Origin of the sequence: Dactylosporangium sp. NPDC050588 (assembly GCF_040654975.1) — a bacterium.
In the GTDB taxonomy this organism is placed as follows: domain Bacteria; phylum Actinomycetota; class Actinomycetes; order Mycobacteriales; family Micromonosporaceae; genus Dactylosporangium; species Dactylosporangium maewongense.
The window spans coordinates 18,682-34,720 of record NZ_JBFAJA010000094.1 but is presented as its reverse complement, the minus strand read 5'-3'; the positions used below and the strand labels follow the sequence as shown (position 1 = coordinate 34,720).

The window sequence follows — 16,039 nt, the reverse complement described above, 5'->3', positions numbered from 1 at the left end:
TTGCGTACGCTCGAAGGCCAGCGCAGGGCGGTCCCATCCCTCACCAGCCCGCCTTCGCCAGTGCGGCTGACAGTCGCGGGGCGATCAGGTCCGTGTCGGCCAGGGCTCCGATGTGGTCGTGGCCGTCGAGTTCGATGAGCTCGAAGCCGGCTCGACGCAGCTCGTCGGCGTGGTTGCGGATGTTGCGGGCGATGGCAGCCCCGCCCACGAAGTCGTACATGCGGCAGTCCGGTTCGCAGTCGCGGCTGCCGTACCAGAGGATCTTGGGTCCGGTCATGGCGGTCAGCGCGACCGTGTCGTCGCGTCTGCCCCATTCTCGGTAGAGCAGCCGGCCGAGGTGGTGGTCGGCGGCGCTGTCGGGAAGTCCGGCCTGGATGAGCGCGGCGCGCGCTCCTTCCTCGAACCCGAGCCAGTAGTCGCAGCTGGCGAGGAGCGGGAAACCCCCGATCATGAGGCCGATGACGCGGTCGCTGATCGGCCCGAGGAAGGCAGCCAGAGCAGCCATGCCGGAATAGCCGGCGAGCACGAAGTCCGTCACGCCGGCCGCGTCGGCGACCGCGTGCAGGTCGGCGATCTCGGCGTCCAAAGGGTACTGGGCCCAGGATGCCGGCTCCCACTGGCCGCCGGCCTCCGGCTCGGGCTCCATGACACCGACGACCTGCCGTGGCTTGTACCGGACGACTCGGTGCTGGTCGCTCAGCGCCGCGCCGAGAGCCGCGAACTCGTTCCGAAGCCTGGCCGGCATGATGATGGCAGGACCGTCGCCCGCCACGTCATACCACAGCTTGTATCCGTCATGGGCGGCGGCGATCGGCACTGGGCCCTCCGGCATAGGTTTCGCGGATCAGGCGATCAGGCTAGTGCTGGGAAGCTGACGCGGTCCATGTCAAGACGGGATTCGGTGAAGGGTCGAAGTCGTCAATCTGCGTCAGCGGACCACGGCGTGAGCCATCACCCAGTGTCAGCCGATACCTGCCTGAGCTTGATCTTCAACCTTGGGCCGATTGGCATCGACCCTGGCTGATCATAGGCCGGTGCGGTCGTTGCCGGCGTTGTCGCTGGTCGCGGAGCACCGGCGTGGTCACAGTGCGCTGTATGACGCGCTCGCGGCCGGGCGGGTGGACGTGCAGCGACTGCGGACCGCGGTGGCGTCGGTGCCGTTGCCGCGCGGCTGATGGCCGGATCGTGCTCGCGGTGGATGTCACGTGCTGGCTTCGGCCGGAAGCTCAATTTCGGCACCTCCGCGCGACAAGCACCTGTCCCGCGAACGCACCGAAACCCACCCAGGCAGGACCCGGACGGCCACCCGGCCAACCGAACCGCCAACCCACCCACCGCTACGACGTCCACACCGTCACCAGCAACGGACCCGGCAAACCGAAACCCGGAAAGAAGAAGTCGACCATCCCTCGGCCACACCGCACAGGTCAAAGCTCAGGTTAGGTCCACCACAAACCCACATCGAAGGACCACCGACATTCGCGAACGCGCCGGAAAGACTGAAGCCCGTCAACGAAACGAGAAGGGCTTCGAATCATGAACCAGGCAGTCGTGCGTCGCGTCACCGGGCTCTGCGGGATCCTCACGGCGATCGCGCTCATCGTCGAGGTGCCCCTGTACTTCATCTACGACGGCCCGCCGCCGGACTGGAACGTGCTGACGCGCATCCTCATCGGGATCCTCGCGTTCGTCGCGTTCACGGGCCTCGTCACCGGCCTGCGCGAACTGGTCCGCCGGGCCGCGCCCGATCACGAATGGGCGGCGTCGCTCGTATCGGCGGCAGGCCTGATGTACATCACGGTCACGCTCGTCTCCATGGGCCTCGAGGCCGGTGCAGTCATCGCCGCTGACACGGCCATCGACCCGACGATCGACGTGTCCGGCACGTACATCCTGTATGGCACAATCGGCCGCACCACCCTGGCGCTGTTCCTGGCCGCGCTCGGCTCGCTCGTCCTGCGTACCGGCATCCTGCCCCGCTGGACTGGCGTCACCGCCGTGACGCTCGCCGTCGTCAGCGCCGCCTTCATCCCGTCCATCTACTTCGGCAACGACCCGGCGAACTTCTACGCCGCCAACGGTTGGGGGAGCACCGCCACCGTCGGCGCACTGCTGAGCTACTGGCTGCTCGCCTTCGGCATCAGCGTCACGCGCAGCGCGCGCCGGTAAGCCGGACACGCGGAGAACGACCGTTGCGCCAGCCGCAACGGTCGTCGCGTTCGTCGTCTGCGGCGGGCGGCACCGGCGGGGCTCCCGGCGTGCTCCGGCGGCGTCGGTCAGGCGTCGATGTTGCGGCGGCGCTCACCTTCTACGAGTCCGTCGTCGGGCTCGACGCCGTCCAATCGCGACGACGTCTCGGTCGCCCTGCGGTCCGTGCGACCAGACCGACGATTTTGGTCGGGCGGCTTGCCGACAGCGCGTCGCGTTGACCCGGGCGTAGTCGGTGCACAGAGTGCCGGCAACAGGTTCGCTCATGCTGCGGCGTGCTCCACCAGGGCGGTCACTGCCGGATGCCACAGCCGGTCGATGGCGCCACGGAGCACCAGCCGCCGGGCCAGGACCGGCCGCAGCGGTACCAGCACCAGTCGCGGGTCGAGCATGGCGGCGGCGAGCCCGGGCACGATCGACACACCGATCCCGGCCCGAACCATCGCGAACAGGGTGCCCAGTTCCCGCACCTGGTGCGTCGGCGCGAACGGGACGCCGCTGCGGCGGTGCGCCTCGCGGACGTGCCGCTCGCAGCCGCCGCGCGAGAGCAGGAACGCGTCGTCCTGCAGATCGGCGACGCCGACGGCGTGCTCGCCGGCGAGGGGATGGTCGCGACGCAGTACCGCATGGAACGTATCCTCCGCGAGGACATGACCTGGTCCGGGTGGTGGGTCCACGACGACGGCCAGATCGACGGTGTGGTCGGCGAGCCATTCGGCGACCTCGTCGTCCTCACCCTCGAACAGTGCCACGTCGACGCCGGGCAGTTCGTCCCGCCAGCGGGCCAGCAGCCCCGGCATGAGGCCCTGGCACACCGTCGGTGGCGCGGCGAGCTTGATCGAGCCGGCCGGTCGGCCGTCACGCTGGGCGGCCAGCATCCCGATCGCCGCTGCGGCAACCACCGCCGCTCGGGCGTGTCCGGCGATCTCCGCACCGAAGGCGGTCGCACGAACCCCACCCTGCCGGATCAGCACCGGATGGCCGAGGGTCCGCTCGAGCGTGGCGATCGTGTGCGACACCGCTGACTGGCTGATGCCGAGCGTCGCCGCGGCGCCGCTGAAACTGCCGTCGTCGAGGACCGCGACGAAGGCGCGGAGCTGTGCCAGATTCATGAGCACTCCTCATAGTGCACTGCGTGCCACTTGTTGGACTCATGATGTGGCGCGGACGCATGATCCGTCCATGCGCAACGTCCGCTGGCTGCCCTCATTCCTGGCGCTCTCCCTGATCTGGGGGTCTAGTTTCCTGTTCATCAAGGTCGCGGTCACCGCCGGCGTCGAGCCGGTGTGGCTCGCGTTCTGGCGCTGTGCCTTCGGAGCCATGGCCCTGGCGGTGTGCTGCCTGGTCCTGCGGGCGCCACTGTCCCGGGACCCTGTCGTGTGGGGCCATGCCTTCGTCGTCGCCGCGCTGCTCAACGCCGTGCCGTTCGCGCTGTTCGCGTACGGGCAGACGCAGGTCACCACCGTGCTCGCCGGCGTGTTCAACGCCACGACCCCGCTGACGACGTTCGTCTTCGCGCTGGTGCTGGTCCCCGCGGAGCGGCCGACCACCCGCCGCATGATCGGCCTGGTCGCGGCGTTTGCGGGAGTGCTCGTCGTGCTCGGCGTCTGGGACGGGCTCGACGGGGCACCGCTGCTCGGCACGCTCGCCTGCCTCGGCGGGACCGTCTGCTACGGCGCCGGGTTCGCGTACACGCGCCGATTCCTCTCCGGCCGGGCGGAGTCGGCAGCGACGCTGTCGGTGATGCAGATCGGCACCGCGACACTCCAGCTGGCGCTGGTAGCCCCGCTCGTCGGCGGCGCGCCCAGCTGGCCCGGCCCGCAGGCGGCCCTCGGGCTCGTGACGCTGGGGGCGGTCGGCACCGGTGTCGCCTACATCCTGAACCTGCGCATCATCCAGGCCGCCGGCCCGACCGTGGCGGCGTCCGTCACATATCTCGTCCCGCTATGGTCGACGCTGTTCGGCGCGGTCCTGCTCGGCGAGCCGGTCGGGCCCACGATCCTCGCGGGCGCGGCCCTGGTGATCGGCGGCGCGATGCTGACGGCCGCACGGAGGGACACCCCATCCACGGTCGGCGCCGACCAGGAGGCCCCTCCTCACCACGTGCCACCTCCGACGCCCGCTCCCGCCACGTCCCCCGCACGGCCGTGACGGGTGCTGCTTCAGCAGTGTCGGTGATCTGCTCGATGGCGTCGATCTGTTCGATCAGGGCGGTCAACGCGGCCAGGGCGGCCAGGTAGGCGCGGTCCGCCGACCGGGGAACGGGCCGCTCGACATCGAGGGGTGTCAGCAGATCGGCGATCACCGTGTTCTCGCCGCGTGTGCCGGGGACCTGGCGTTGGCCCAGGGCCACCCCGTGGTCGTGAGTGACCGCTGCGACGAGGAACACCTGCCCGGCCAGGGTGCGGGTGCCGTGCAACAGCTTCCCGTCGATCGCGGCGGCGGGCAGCAGCCCAGCCGGGCCGGGTGGGTCACCGCTCGCGTGGCGGCGCGGCGTTGCTCACGCTCGACCGGCACGCGGCTGATCTACCCCTTGTGGAAGGCAAGCAGACCGCGTTCGACCATGATGTCGTCGTGCCGCTGGTGATCGCCGGCCCCAACGTCCCTGCCGGCACGAGCCGCCCCCAGATCCTGGGACGGGGGCCGTGACGCGGCTTCCGGACCGTGCCGACCGTCGCCGTGGGCGGCAACACCGTCGGTGACCTGTTGCACCGGCAGCTGCTGCCGGTCACCGACGACCTCACCGGCGAGCTCGTCGCCCGCAGCGGCCACCTCGTCCCCCTGGACCGGCCCGACGCCGTAGCGGAGCTGATCCTCAGAGAGCCGCCAGGAGCTTCCTGGTGATGTCGTCGAGGCGGGCGGCGTCGCCGGGGTCGGCCGCGAACGGGATGCGCCTGCCCTCCAGCACCGCCGTGAGCCCGGCGGGCGGTGCGTCGAGGAACGGCAGGATCTGCGCGACCGCCTCGGCGACCGGCTTGCCCGAGTTCCGGAGCCCTTCGACGTGGGCCGCGGTGGCCGCGTCGTACTCGCCGGCGAAGCTGGTGGCGACGACCCCTGGATGGTTCAGCACGTAGGGGATGCCGTACTCCTCGGCGAACCGCGCCCCGAGAAGGTCACAGAGGGCGGCACTGTGGCCGAGGGCGCCGGTGCCGGGATAGTCGTGGCGCAGCTGCAGGTCGTCCCAGCGGACCGGGCCGGTGAGGCCGACGCCGCCGAAGTTCAGCACGACCGGCTGCTCGGCGCGTTGCAGCAGCCCGGCCAGGCCGTGGCTCAGCAGGTACCGGCTGAGGTAGTAGAGCGCGAAGTTGCTCTCGAGGCCGTCCGCGGTCTCGACACGGGTCGAGCGGTGAAACCGTGCCCCGAGGATCAGCACGTCGATCGCCGCGTACCGCTCGGTGATCCGGTCGATGACGCCGCGGTTGCCGGCGACCAGGCTCAGGTCGGCGCGCAGGAACATCACCCTGTCACCGGCGCCGGCCTCGTCCGCGGCCCGCAGGAACGCCGTGCCCTTCTCCTGATTGGTCCCGATGGCCACGACGTGGTGGCCGCGGCCGAGGTACGTCCCGGCGAGCGCCCGCCCGATCCCGTCGGTGCCGCCCGTGATCACCGTGGTGGCGGTGCGAACGGGCCGCAGGACCTTCTCGAAGCAGAACGAGTACGTCTGCGTCTCGTACGGCGGGAAGATCGGGATACGGGTGTAGCCGGTCTTCTCGTAGAGGCGGACCGCCTCCGGCTGGCGGTCGCCGGTCTGCAGCAGGAGCCGGCGCCCGCCGAGCCGCACAGCGGCCTCCTCGACGGCCGCGAGCAACGCGGTCGACACGCCCGTGCCGCGGTGCGCGGGGACGATGTACATGCGCTTGAGCTCGAGGTCCTCGCCGAGGCGGCGCAGCGCCGCGTGCCCGACCGGCTGTCCGTCGGCGGTGTAGACGACGCCCGTGTAGACGACGTCGCCCGCGTCGACCCCGTTGCGGTCGTTGAACCGGTCGGGATAGCGCAGCGCGACCTCCTCGGCCATTGCCTCGCGCAACGCCACCGCGGCCGCGTCGTCCCAGTCGACGCTCTCGATGTGCACCGTCCGATCTTGCCACGAGAGCGACGTAATTTACTAGTTAACCCATAGGCTTTGACGCCAATCTGGCCGGCGCCTACGCTGCGCCTGTGACCGTCGCAGACACGCAGGCCGCGCCGGCGCGGATGGGACGGTCCGACCTCGGGCTCCTCGCGTGCTGCGCCGGCGCCGGGTTCGCGACACTGCTCGACTCGGTGGTCGTCACCTACGCGGTGCCGTTGCTCGGCACCACCCTCGACGCGCCGACCAGCGGCGTGCAGTGGTTTCTGTCCATCTACTCGCTGACGTTCGGCCTCGGCCTGGTGCCCGGCGGGCGGCTCGGCGACGCGCACGGCCGGCGCACGCTGTTCATCGTCGGACTCGTCGTGTTCGCGGCCGGCGCGCTCGCCGCCGCGGCCGCGCCCGGCATCTGGTGGGCCGTCGCCGGGCGCGCCGTGCAGGGCCTGGGCGCCGGGATCGTCAGCGCCCAGGTGCTCGGCATCGTCCAGGACCGGTTCACCGGGCTGCGGCGGGTCCGGGCCCTCGCGGCCTACAGCGCCGCGGGCGCCGTCGCCGCAGTGATCGGGCCGCTCGGCGCCGCGCTCGCGCTCGGCGTGCTCCCCGACCGCCTCGCGTGGCGGGCGGTGCTGGCGCTGAACCTGCCGTTCGTCGCCGCCGTCATCGCGCTCACCATCCGGTTCCTGCCGCGCCGGCCGCCCGCGGCGCAGCGGATCAGTCTCGACCTGCCCGCGATCGTCCTCGTCGGCGCGTTCGTCGTGCTGGTCACCGTGCCCGTCATCGACCCGGGCATCGACGGCGGCCGGCTCTGGACCGTCGTCGGCGCGTGCGCCGGCCTGGCCGTCGCGACCGTCGCCTGGGAACGCCGCTACGCCGCCCGCGGGCGCACGCCGCTGTTCGTCCCGGAGCTGCTGGCGTCCCGCGGCTTCGTGGCCGGTAACCTGATCGCGCTGCTCTGGTTCGGCGGGCTGCTCGCCCATTCGACGGTGCTCGCGGTGTACCTGCTGCAGGGGCTGGGCTGGAGCCCCTCGTCGTCGCCGCGGTGCTGGTCCCCGGGGCGCTCGCACGGGTCGCGGCGTCCTCGGTCACGTCCCGCGTCTATGCCCGGCTCGGGGCCCGTACCCTGCCGATCGCGCTCGTCGTCCAGGCCTCCGGCACAGCCGTCCTCGCCTCGATCAGCACCGCCGTCACGGGCACCGGGCTCGTCGTCGCGATCGTCGCGGTCGAGCTGCTCATCAGCGGTGCGTCGGCAGTGTTCGAGCCGCCGCTGCGGGCGATCACACTCAGCTTTGCGCCGCCGACGCACCACGGCGTCGCGGCCGCCTTCCTCCAACTGACGCAGCGCCTGTCGGCGACGTTCTGCATCGCCCTCGTCACCGGGGTCGCCCTCGCCGGCGACCTGCGCACCGCCACCGCCACCGGCCTGCGCCAGGGCCTGCTCATCTGCTTCGGCCTCGTCCTCGCCGCCTGCGTGCTGTCCTTCAGTCCGGCCCTCCGAAACACCCCGAAGGTCCACGACGCCCCGGCCGAGTCCACCAATCCCGGCACCATGCACGAATGACCACGCCGGGCGCTCTGTGTCGCCTCAGCGCACGGCGGCCACCGGTTCGAGGGACGGGATCCAGCCGAGTGCCGGGGCCACCGTCCGTGCCAGGTCGGTGAGCAGGCGGACGTTGTCGGCGAGGCCGAACGCGGGTGGCAGGAACAGCACCAGTTCGTCCGCCGCCGACAGGCCTGGATCGGCAAGGACCGCGGCGGTCACCGTGTCGGGGTCGCCGTGGTACACCGGGCTCATCGCCATCCCGGGCGGCAGGTCCGCGGACAGTGACGGCGGCAGGGCGCCCGCGGGACGGGACGCGGCGGGGCCCTGCGTTCGCCGCTGCCGGTCGTAGGCGGCGTAGGTGTCGCGTAGCGCCGCGGTCGAGCCGGGCAGGACCGAGGCGGCGACCGCGACCGGCGGCGCGGGCGTGCCGTGCGCGGCGGTCCACGCCTCACGGTAGGCGCCGATCAGCCGCGCTTGGTGGTCGGGGAACGTCTCGCCGGCCGGGACGTCGTGCAGGATCGTGCCGGTGATGAGCCGCAGCCGCTGCCGGGCGGCGGTGACGGCGGAGGCGATGCTGCCGGAGCCGTACCAGATCCGGTCCCGCAGCCCAGGATCCGGCGGGGTCACCCGCAGCTCGGTGCCGACCGGCGGGCCGGCAAGGCCGTGGCGTTCCGTGACGGTGTGCAGGGTGTCCCCCGACACGGCGGCCAGGAACCGGGCGAGCCGACGCTGGCCCTCGGTGCGCGCGTCGGTGTCGACCGCGCCGAACACGGCGTCCCACACGTCGGTGCCGCTGGAGAACGCGAGCTGCAGCCGCCCGCCGATCAGCAGGTCCGCGGTGCAGGCGGCCTCGGCGAGCAGGACTGGCTCCTGGTAGCGGGCGGGGATGACGGCGCTGCCGAGGGTGATGCGGCTGGTGTGCTGGCCGGCGGCGGCGAAGAACGGGATCGGTGAGGACAGGTAGTTGTCGAAGTGCCGCTGGTAGGCCCAGCCCGACTGGTATCCGAGCGCCTCCGCCGCCTGGAAGAGCTCGATGCCCTCCCGGAGGCCGCGAGCCGCCTCGCCGGTGGGGAACGACACGCGGGTGTTGAAGCCGAGCCTGGTCATGGGTTTCCTCCAGTGCTGTGCCACGCCGCGACGAGGTCGGCGTACGGGCCGGGCCGCCCGGCGAGGTCGGTGTGGTGGCCGGACTCGACGAGGCGCCCGGCGGCGAAGACGAGAACCCGGTCGGCGGTCTCGGCGGTGATCATGCGGTGGGCGATCGAGACGGTGGTCCGGCCGCGGGTCAGGACGGCGAGGGCGCGCTGCACCGCCACGTCGGTGGCCGGGTCGACGCCGGACGTCGCCTCGTCGAGCACCACCAGGTCCGGGTCGACGAGGGCCGTGCGGGCCAGGGCGACGAGCTGCCGTTCGCCGACGGAGAGGCGTTCACCGCGCAGGCCGACCTGGGTGTCGAGACCGTCGGGCAGGGTGCCGAACCAGTCGGCGAGGCCGAGGTCGCGCAGGATGCGCACCGCGTCGGCGTCGGTCGCGGCGGGCGCGCCGAGCCGGATGTTCTGCCCGAGGGTGCCGTCGAACAGGAACGGGTCCTGCGGGACGATGACGACCCGGCCGGCCAGGGAAGCGGCGGCGAGCCGGGGCAGCGGCACCCCGCCGAGCCGGATCGTCCCACCGGCCGTCTCCAGGCGGCGGGTGAGCAGCTTCGCGAACGTGGACTTGCCCGATCCGGTGCGGCCGACGACGGCGACGTGCTCGCCCGGTGCGATGCGGGCCGTCACGTCGCGCAGGACGAGGGGGCCGTCGCCGTACCGGGCCGACACCTCCTCGACACACACCCCGACCGGGCCGGGAGGCAGCGCGACGCCGCCGGCGACCTCGGCGCTCGGCGTGCTCACCAGCTCCAGTGCCCGTCGCCAGCCGGTGAGAGCGTTCTGCGCCTCGCCGAGGCTCTGCACGAGGAACTGCAACGGCCGGACGAAGAAACCGACGAGGAACACCATCGCCACGACCTGCCCGGCGGTGAGGCGCGGCTGCGCCGGGGAGCCGGCGAGGGCCCACCAGACGCCGCCGAGCAGGACCGCCACGGTCATCGTGGAGATCGCCAGCTCCCCCAGCGACGTGTTGCTGTGCAACGGCACCAGGGTCCGCACGAGGCTGTCCCGGGCGCGGTCGACGGCCTCGTCGAGCTTGCCCCGGGCGCGGGCCGCGGTGCCGGTGGAGCGGATCACGGGCGCGCCGAGCACGGCCTCGTTCACCGCGGTCTGCAGGCGCGACAAGTCGGTGCGGGCGCGGTCGTACCGGCGGGCGATCACCCGCTGCATGCCGAGCATCGCCCCGAACGCGAGCGCCGCCAGGACCAACACGGGCAGCGCCAGCAGCGGGCTGTAGGCGAGCATCGCGGCGGTCGCGACGAGCAGCTGGGCGGCGCTGGTGAGGAACTGGATGCCACCGCCCTGCAGGAACGTGGTCACCTGGTCGACGTCGCTGGTGAGCCGGGCCGTCAGGTCGGCGGCGGGCACCCGGTCGGCGGTGCTGGCGGCCATCTCGTGGACCCGGCGCAGCCCGGCCCGCCGCACGTCGGCGAGGGCACCTTCGACGTGGTCGTGCAGCCGCCGGTTGAGCAGGACGGAGGACGTGCCGGCGACCAGCACGGCGCCCGCGCCGACGGCGACCGCCGGCCCGACGGTGTGCGGCGCGAGGCCGGCATCGATCGCGTGCTGCACGGTCAGCGGCGCGATGACCCGCCCAGCGCCCGCGAGCAGCGCCAGCAGGCCGGTGAGGGCGAGGCCCTTGCGCAGCCGCGGCGAGACGCGCACGGCGGCGGCGATCAGGGCCCGCGGCCCGGCGTTCGCGAGGCTGGCGAGCTCAGCCGACATGGGAACGGTCCTCGTAGGCGGTGACGATGCGGCGGTATTCCGGCACGTCCAGCAGCGCGGTGTGCTCACCGGCCGCGGCGACTCCGCCGGCGTGCAGGAGGACCACCCGGTCGGCGAGGGTGACCGCGGCGGGGCGGCTGGTGGCGAGCAGCACCGTCGGCCGGTCCGGGCCGTCCCAGGCGGCGGCGAGCCCGGCGAGGACCTGGCGTTCGACGCGCGGGTCGAGCGCCGACATGGCGTCGTCGAGCACCAGCAGCCGCGGCTCACGCAGGACGGCGCGGGCGAGGCAGATCCGCTGCCGCTGGCCGCCGGACAGGGTCGCGCCGCGCTCACCGACGACGGTGTCGAGCCCGTCGGGCAGATCCCGGACGATGTCGTCCGCCGCGGCGATGCGCAGGGCCCGCCAAAGCTCCTGTTCCGTGTACGGGCGGCGCCGCCACGGGTGGCCGGCGAGGCTCAGGTTGTCACGGACGGACTCCGCGAACAGGAACGACGTCTGCGACACGACCGCGACGTGCTCCGCGACCGCGTCCCGGCCGAGATCGCGCACGTCGACGCCGTCGAAGCACACCGTGCCGGCGGTCGGGTGGTCCTGACCGCCGGCGACGTCGAGCAGGGTGCTCTTGCCGGAGCCGACGGCACCGACGACGACGGTGACGGTGCCCGGCTCGAGGTCCAGGTCGACGCCGCCGAGGAGCCGGTGCCCGTCGACGGTGACGCCGGCGCCGCGCAGCCGCACCCGCAGCGCCCGCCCGGCGGTCAGTCGCCGCTCACCCGTGGGCGCGGCGACCGGGTGCTGCAGCACCGCCTCGACGCGGGCCCGGCCGGCGCCCGACATCGGCAGCATCGACAGGAACCGGCTGATGACGTTGAGCGGGATGGAGATCGTGATGAGCAGGTACACGACACCGACCAGGTCACCGACGGTGAGACCACCGGCCGCGGCCTGCGGCGCCCCGACGGCGAGGACCGCGAGGACCGCGACGGTCGGCAGCAGCTCCAGCACCGGGTCGAACACCGAGCTGACGGAAGCGATGCGCAGGTCCGCGGCGCGCAGACCGTCGACGGCGGGCGCGAACCGGGCGTCCTCGGACGCGGCGAGACCCAGGCTGCGGACGACCGGACCGCCCTCGATCGACTCGTGGGCGACGCCGCTGACGGCGCCGCGGGCCGCCTGCGCGGCGCGGGCACGCGGGGCGAGGAGCCGCCGGTAGCCGATGTTGACGCCGAGGACGAGCACGACGAGCGCCAGCCCGACCAGCCCGAGGGCGAGGTCGCGGGCGAACAGCTCCGTGAGGGCGAGCAGCAGCATGAAGACCATGCCGGCGGCGAAGTACGCGAACTGCATCGGCGACCACAGCGCGTCCACGTCGGACACGGCGTGCGCGAGGAGCCGGCCCGGCGGGTGGCGGCGGTGCCAGCCGGGGTCGAGCTCCAGGTAGCGGTGCACGACGGCACGGCGGGTCTCGGCCTGCGCACGGTGCTGGACCCGGCCGGTGGCGATGCCACGGATGAAGATGGTGACCCACCGCAGTGCCGAGGTGCCGAGGATGAGCAACGCGCTGACCCACCACGCCGACGCCGGCACGACACGGCCCGACAGGGCGGGCACCACGAGGTGGTCGGTGGCCCAGCCGACGGCGGACGCGCCGAACACCATCGTGGCGCCGTTGAGCAGCCCGGTGACGGTGGCGACGGCCGCCGGTCCCGGGTTGGCTCGCGCCCCGGCGAACTGGGCCACGAGCGCCGACTGCCGCCGGGTGTCCGGAACTGGCGGACGTCGCTCCATGGAACGTTCAGCCATGCACATCCGCCGTCGGCCGCTCGGCTGAAGGCGTAGCCGGTGTGTCCGCTGCCGGCCGGTCCGTCCCTTCCAGATGCGCCGGCGTCGGCCGGTCGGCCGCCGCACGGCCGGGGACGGCATCGATGAGCTCCCGGGTGTGCGGCGACCGCGGGTTGGTGAAGACCTCCGCGACCGGCCCCTGCTCGACGACCTTGCCGCCGCTCATCACCGACACCGTGTGCGAGATCTCGGCGACGACGCCCAGGTCGTGCGACACGAACAGGTACGACAGCCCGAGCCGCTCCTGCAGGTCGACCAGCAGCCGCAGGATCTGGTCCTGGACGAGCACGTCGAGCGCCGACACCGGCTCGTCCAGCATCAGCAGCTGCGGGCTCAGCGCGAGCGCCCGCGCGATCGCGACCCGCTGCCGCTGCCCGCCGGACAGCTCGCTGGGCAGCCGGTCCAGGTACGCGACCGGCAGCGCCACCTGGTCGAGCAGCTCCCGGGCGCGGGCCTCGCGGCTGCGCCGGTCGCCGACCTTGAACGACACCAGCGGCTCGGTGATCGACTGCCGGACCGTGAACTTCGGGTCGAGCGCCGCGAACGGGTCCTGGTGCACCAGCTGCGCCTTGCGCCGCAACGGCCGCAGCTGGCTCCAGCTGCGCCCGGCGACCTCGGTGCCGTCCAGGAGGATCGAGCCGCTCGTCGCCGGCTCCAGGCCCAGCGCGACGCGCAGGGTCGTCGTCTTGCCGCAGCCGGACTCCCCGACGATCGCGTGGGTCTGCCCCCGGCCCACGGTCAGGCTGACCTTGTCGACGGCGTTGAAGCCGCGGGCGCCGCGCCGCAGGTCGTTGCTGGCGAAGGTCTTGCTCACGTCGGTGAGGGTCAGGATCGGCTCGGGCTGCACCTGCTCGCGCACGTCGAAGCGGGGCACGACCCGGCCGCCGTGGGCGAGGCGCGGCGCGGCGGCGATGAGCCGGCGGGTGTACTCCTCCCGCGGCGCGGTCAGGATCGTGCCGGGGAGGCCCTCCTCGACCTTGCGGCCGTCATGCATGACGACGACCCGGTCGGCACGGTCCGCGGCGACGGCGAGGTCGTGCGTGATGATGAGCAGCGAGATGCCCTGCTCGCGGACGAGCCCGCCGAGGTGGTCGAGGATGCGGCGCTGGACGGTGACGTCGAGGGCGCTGGTGGGCTCGTCGGCGATGATGAGCTTCGGCTTGCCGGCGAGCGCGATCGCGATCAGGACCCGCTGGCGCAGCCCGCCGGACAGCTCGTGCGGGTACTGCCGGATGCGGCGCTCCGGGTCGGGCACGCCGGCCTGGTCCAGGTAGCGCACCGCTTCGGCCTGCGCCGCCGCGCCGTGGATCCCGCGCAGGTGCACGACCTCGGTGAGCTGCGCGCCGATGCGCATGGTCGGGTTGAGCCCCACCATCGGGTCCTGCGGGATGAGTCCCACGACGGAGCCGCGCAGCCGGCGCAGGACGCGTTCCTTCGCGCCGGCGATCTGCACGCCGTCCACGACCGCCGAGCCGGCCGTGATCCGCCCGTTGGGCGGCAGCAGCCCGATGACCGCGTTGGCGATGGTGGTCTTGCCCGACCCGGACTCACCGACGACCGCGACCACCTCGGCCGCGTTGACCGTCAGGTCGAGGCCGCTGACCGCCGGGGTGGTCTTCCGGTGCCGGGTGTACCCGATGTCGAGTCCCGTGATCCGCACGAGCGCTTCGGCCGTCATCGCGAAAGCTCCTGGAGGGTCTTGGAGATGTGGTTCAGGCTGAGCACGAGCAGCGCCACGAACAGGCCCGGCAGCAGGCTCAGCCACCAGGCGGTGATGAGGTAGTTGCGGCCGTCGGCGATGAGCGTGCCCCACTCGGCGGCGGGCGGTGCCGCGCCGAAGCCGAGGAAACTCAGCGAGGCGATGGCGATGATCGCCACGCCCGCGTCGAGCACGGCGAGGACCGCGACCGGGCCCCACGAGTTGGGCAGGATGTGCCGCAGCAGCACCCGACCCCAGCTCGCGCCGGAGGAGCGGGCCGCCTCGACGTAGGGCAGCGTCTTGACCCGCAGCACCTCTGCGCGGGTGGTGCGGGCGAAGCCGGGCACGATGCCGACCCCGACGGCGACCGCGACCGGGATGGTGCCGTAGCCGAGCGCGGTGACGATCGACAGCGCCAGCAACAGCCCCGGGATCGCGAGCAGCACGTCGACGATGCGCATCAGCAGCGCGTCGGCGGGGCCGCCGAAGAAGCCGGAGACGATGCCGAGGCTGAGGCCGGCGACGAGGGCGATGCCGAGGGCGAGCGCGGTGGCCTGGATGGTCAGCGGCGAGCCGTAGAGCACGCGGGTCCACAGGTCCCGGCCGTAGTTGTCGGTGCCGAAGAGGTGGTCCAGGCTCGGCGGCAGGATCGCCAGCTCGGGCTGGGTGTCGAACGGGCCCGCCGAGGTGAACAGGCGCGGCCAGAAGGCCGAGACGCCGACGAAGAGCACGTAGAGCAGCGCGACGAGGAACACGGGCCTGCGGACCAGCTGTCCGGTCGCGCCCCACACGTTGGTCACAGGGTGCCTCCTTCGGTGGCGGCGACCGCCGGTGGGCGGACCCTGCCCCCGCCGGTGTAGGAGATCCGCGGGTCCAGCAGCGGGTAGAGCAGATCGACGACGAGGTTCACGAGCACGAAGATGCTCGCGGCGATGGTCACGACGGCGAGCACGACGGGCACGTCCTGGGCGAGCACCGACTGCTGGGCGAGGTTGCCCATGCCCTCGCGGGTGAAGACCGTCTCCACGACGATGGAGCTGGTCACGGTGAGCCCGACGATGACACCGAGGATCGTCATCGCGGGCAGTGCCGCGTTGCGCAGGGCGTGCCGCAGGTGCACCGCGGAGCGCGACAGCCCCTTGGCGCGGGCGGTCACGATGTACGGCAGCCGCAGCGTCTCGTCGAACGTCTTGACGAGCACCTGCGCCAGTACCGACGACGTGAGCACCGCGATGGTCGCCACCGGCATCACGAGTGACGCGGCGCCCTCGGTGCCGTTGGCCGGGAACCAGCCGAGCTGGAAGGAGAAGAACTGGATGAGGAACAGGGCGACGAAGAACTGCGGGAACGACGCGCCGAGCGCCGGCAGCCGGGTCAGCAGCAGCCGCAGCGGGTGCCACCGCGCGAACGTCGCCAGGTAGGCCAGGGTCGTGCCGGCCAGCAGTGACACCGTCGCCGCCGACACGCTCAGCAGCAGCGTCTGCCCGATCCGGGCGCCGATGAGATCGCCGACCGGGACGCCCTGGGTGAGCGAGGTGCCGAAGTCACCGCGCACCACTCCGGACAGGTGATGCCAGTACTGCGTCCAGATCGGCTGGTCGAGGCCGAAGCGGTGCCGCATCCCGGCGAACTGCTCCGGGGTGAGGCTGTCCTCCTGGATGCCGGCCGCGGCGAGCTGCAGCTGCATCGGGTCGCTGGGCAGCAGGTAGAGGATCGCGAACGTCAGCGTGAACGCCGCCCACAGCACGACGACGGCCTGGCTGATGCGTCCCACGATGTACCGGGTCATCGGGGTTCCGCCTTT

Annotated in this window: 15 protein-coding genes and 1 pseudogene; 7 read left to right on the top strand and 9 right to left on the bottom strand. The window is 72.7% G+C overall.

Annotated features, from left to right (window positions below; all coding sequences use genetic code 11):
- Positions 1-40: 40 nt before the first annotated feature.
- Positions 41-817, bottom strand: coding sequence for a hypothetical protein (locus AB0I21_RS46775; protein WP_360570814.1), 777 nt, complete (start codon positions 815-817; stop codon positions 41-43).
- Positions 818-1,031: 214 nt separating this feature from the next.
- On the opposite strand from AB0I21_RS46775, the pseudogene AB0I21_RS46770 reads away from it, so the two are divergent.
- Positions 1,032-1,227: pseudogene (locus AB0I21_RS46770) on the top strand (transposase); the annotation flags it as partial.
- A gap of 309 nt (positions 1,228-1,536) precedes the next feature.
- Entirely contained in the window at positions 1,537-2,169 is a 633-nt protein-coding gene (locus tag AB0I21_RS46765; RefSeq protein ID WP_344510798.1) for a hypothetical protein, read from the top strand.
- A gap of 302 nt (positions 2,170-2,471) precedes the next feature.
- On the opposite strand, the gene AB0I21_RS46760 is transcribed toward AB0I21_RS46765, so the two are convergent.
- The gene (locus AB0I21_RS46760) at positions 2,472-3,320 is read right to left on the bottom strand and encodes a LysR family transcriptional regulator (RefSeq protein WP_360570812.1); all 849 of its coding nucleotides are present in this window, start codon (positions 3,318-3,320) and stop codon (positions 2,472-2,474) included.
- A gap of 70 nt (positions 3,321-3,390) precedes the next feature.
- On the opposite strand from AB0I21_RS46760, the gene AB0I21_RS46755 reads away from it, so the two are divergent.
- From AB0I21_RS46755 to AB0I21_RS46745, 3 genes are all read left to right on the top strand, one after another.
- Positions 3,391-4,359 carry a DMT family transporter gene (locus AB0I21_RS46755; protein WP_360570810.1) on the top strand — a complete coding sequence of 323 codons (969 nt, stop codon included), beginning with the start codon at positions 3,391-3,393 and terminating at the stop codon, positions 4,357-4,359.
- 345 nt (positions 4,360-4,704) lie between these two features.
- A complete protein-coding gene (locus tag AB0I21_RS46750; protein WP_360570808.1) occupies positions 4,705-4,857 on the top strand; it encodes a hypothetical protein in 153 nt (50 codons plus the stop codon).
- A 15-nt stretch (positions 4,858-4,872) separates the two neighbouring features.
- On the top strand, positions 4,873-5,052 hold the full coding sequence (locus tag AB0I21_RS46745) for a hypothetical protein (RefSeq protein WP_360570806.1): 180 nt from the start codon (positions 4,873-4,875) through the stop codon (positions 5,050-5,052).
- On the opposite strand, the gene AB0I21_RS46740 is transcribed toward AB0I21_RS46745, so the two are convergent.
- Positions 5,024-6,280 carry a GNAT family N-acetyltransferase gene (locus AB0I21_RS46740; protein ID WP_360570804.1) on the bottom strand — a complete coding sequence of 419 codons (1,257 nt, stop codon included), beginning with the start codon at positions 6,278-6,280 and terminating at the stop codon, positions 5,024-5,026. The two genes, AB0I21_RS46745 and AB0I21_RS46740, sit on opposite strands and share 29 nt — an antisense overlap.
- A gap of 86 nt (positions 6,281-6,366) precedes the next feature.
- Here AB0I21_RS46740 and AB0I21_RS46735 point away from each other — a divergent pair, with 86 nt between their 5' ends.
- Together AB0I21_RS46735 and AB0I21_RS46730 are read left to right on the top strand one after the other, a co-directional pair.
- On the top strand, positions 6,367-7,611 hold the full coding sequence (locus AB0I21_RS46735) for an MFS transporter (RefSeq protein WP_360570802.1): 1,245 nt from the start codon (positions 6,367-6,369) through the stop codon (positions 7,609-7,611).
- The gene (locus tag AB0I21_RS46730; RefSeq protein WP_360570800.1) at positions 7,527-7,835 is read left to right on the top strand and encodes a hypothetical protein; all 309 of its coding nucleotides are present in this window, start codon (positions 7,527-7,529) and stop codon (positions 7,833-7,835) included. The genes AB0I21_RS46735 and AB0I21_RS46730 overlap by 85 nt, the downstream gene beginning before the upstream one ends.
- Before the next feature lie 24 nt (positions 7,836-7,859).
- Here AB0I21_RS46730 and AB0I21_RS46725 read toward each other — a convergent pair whose 3' ends face one another.
- The 6 genes from AB0I21_RS46725 to AB0I21_RS46700 are packed head-to-tail and all read right to left on the bottom strand — an operon-like array spanning position 7,860 to position 16,024.
- Positions 7,860-8,924 carry an LLM class flavin-dependent oxidoreductase gene (locus tag AB0I21_RS46725; RefSeq protein ID WP_360570798.1) on the bottom strand — a complete coding sequence of 355 codons (1,065 nt, stop codon included), beginning with the start codon at positions 8,922-8,924 and terminating at the stop codon, positions 7,860-7,862.
- The gene (locus AB0I21_RS46720; protein ID WP_360570796.1) at positions 8,921-10,693 is read right to left on the bottom strand and encodes an ABC transporter ATP-binding protein; all 1,773 of its coding nucleotides are present in this window, start codon (positions 10,691-10,693) and stop codon (positions 8,921-8,923) included. The genes AB0I21_RS46725 and AB0I21_RS46720 overlap by 4 nt, the downstream gene beginning before the upstream one ends.
- A complete protein-coding gene (locus tag AB0I21_RS46715) occupies positions 10,683-12,497 on the bottom strand; it encodes an ABC transporter ATP-binding protein (RefSeq protein WP_360570794.1) in 1,815 nt (604 codons plus the stop codon). The genes AB0I21_RS46720 and AB0I21_RS46715 overlap by 11 nt, the downstream gene beginning before the upstream one ends.
- Positions 12,490-14,214 (bottom strand): ABC transporter ATP-binding protein, encoded by a 1,725-nt coding sequence (locus AB0I21_RS46710; protein WP_360570792.1) that lies wholly within the window; start codon positions 14,212-14,214, stop codon positions 12,490-12,492. Before AB0I21_RS46710 ends, AB0I21_RS46715 begins: the two co-directional genes overlap by 8 nt.
- Entirely contained in the window at positions 14,211-15,035 is an 825-nt protein-coding gene (locus AB0I21_RS46705) for an ABC transporter permease (protein ID WP_360570790.1), read from the bottom strand. Before AB0I21_RS46705 ends, AB0I21_RS46710 begins: the two co-directional genes overlap by 4 nt.
- Positions 15,032-16,024, bottom strand: coding sequence for an ABC transporter permease (locus tag AB0I21_RS46700; protein ID WP_360570788.1), 993 nt, complete (start codon positions 16,022-16,024; stop codon positions 15,032-15,034). Before AB0I21_RS46700 ends, AB0I21_RS46705 begins: the two co-directional genes overlap by 4 nt.
- Positions 16,025-16,039 lie beyond the last annotated feature (15 nt).

Bases quoted from the DNA above. Each gene is read 5' to 3' on its own strand.
- AB0I21_RS46765 (WP_344510798.1), top strand. From the start codon at position 1,537: ATGAACCAGGCAGTCGTGCGTCGCGTCACCGGGCTCTGCGGGATCCTC.
- AB0I21_RS46760 (WP_360570812.1), bottom strand. From the start codon at position 3,320: ATGAATCTGGCACAGCTCCGCGCCTTCGTCGCGGTCCTCGACGACGGC.
- AB0I21_RS46755 (WP_360570810.1), top strand. From the start codon at position 3,391: ATGCGCAACGTCCGCTGGCTGCCCTCATTCCTGGCGCTCTCCCTGATC.
- AB0I21_RS46725 (WP_360570798.1), bottom strand. From the start codon at position 8,924: ATGACCAGGCTCGGCTTCAACACCCGCGTGTCGTTCCCCACCGGCGAG.
- AB0I21_RS46720 (WP_360570796.1), bottom strand. From the start codon at position 10,693: ATGTCGGCTGAGCTCGCCAGCCTCGCGAACGCCGGGCCGCGGGCCCTG.
- AB0I21_RS46715 (WP_360570794.1), bottom strand. From the start codon at position 12,497: ATGGCTGAACGTTCCATGGAGCGACGTCCGCCAGTTCCGGACACCCGG.
- AB0I21_RS46710 (WP_360570792.1), bottom strand. From the start codon at position 14,214: ATGACGGCCGAAGCGCTCGTGCGGATCACGGGACTCGACATCGGGTAC.
- AB0I21_RS46700 (WP_360570788.1), bottom strand. From the start codon at position 16,024: ATGACCCGGTACATCGTGGGACGCATCAGCCAGGCCGTCGTCGTGCTG.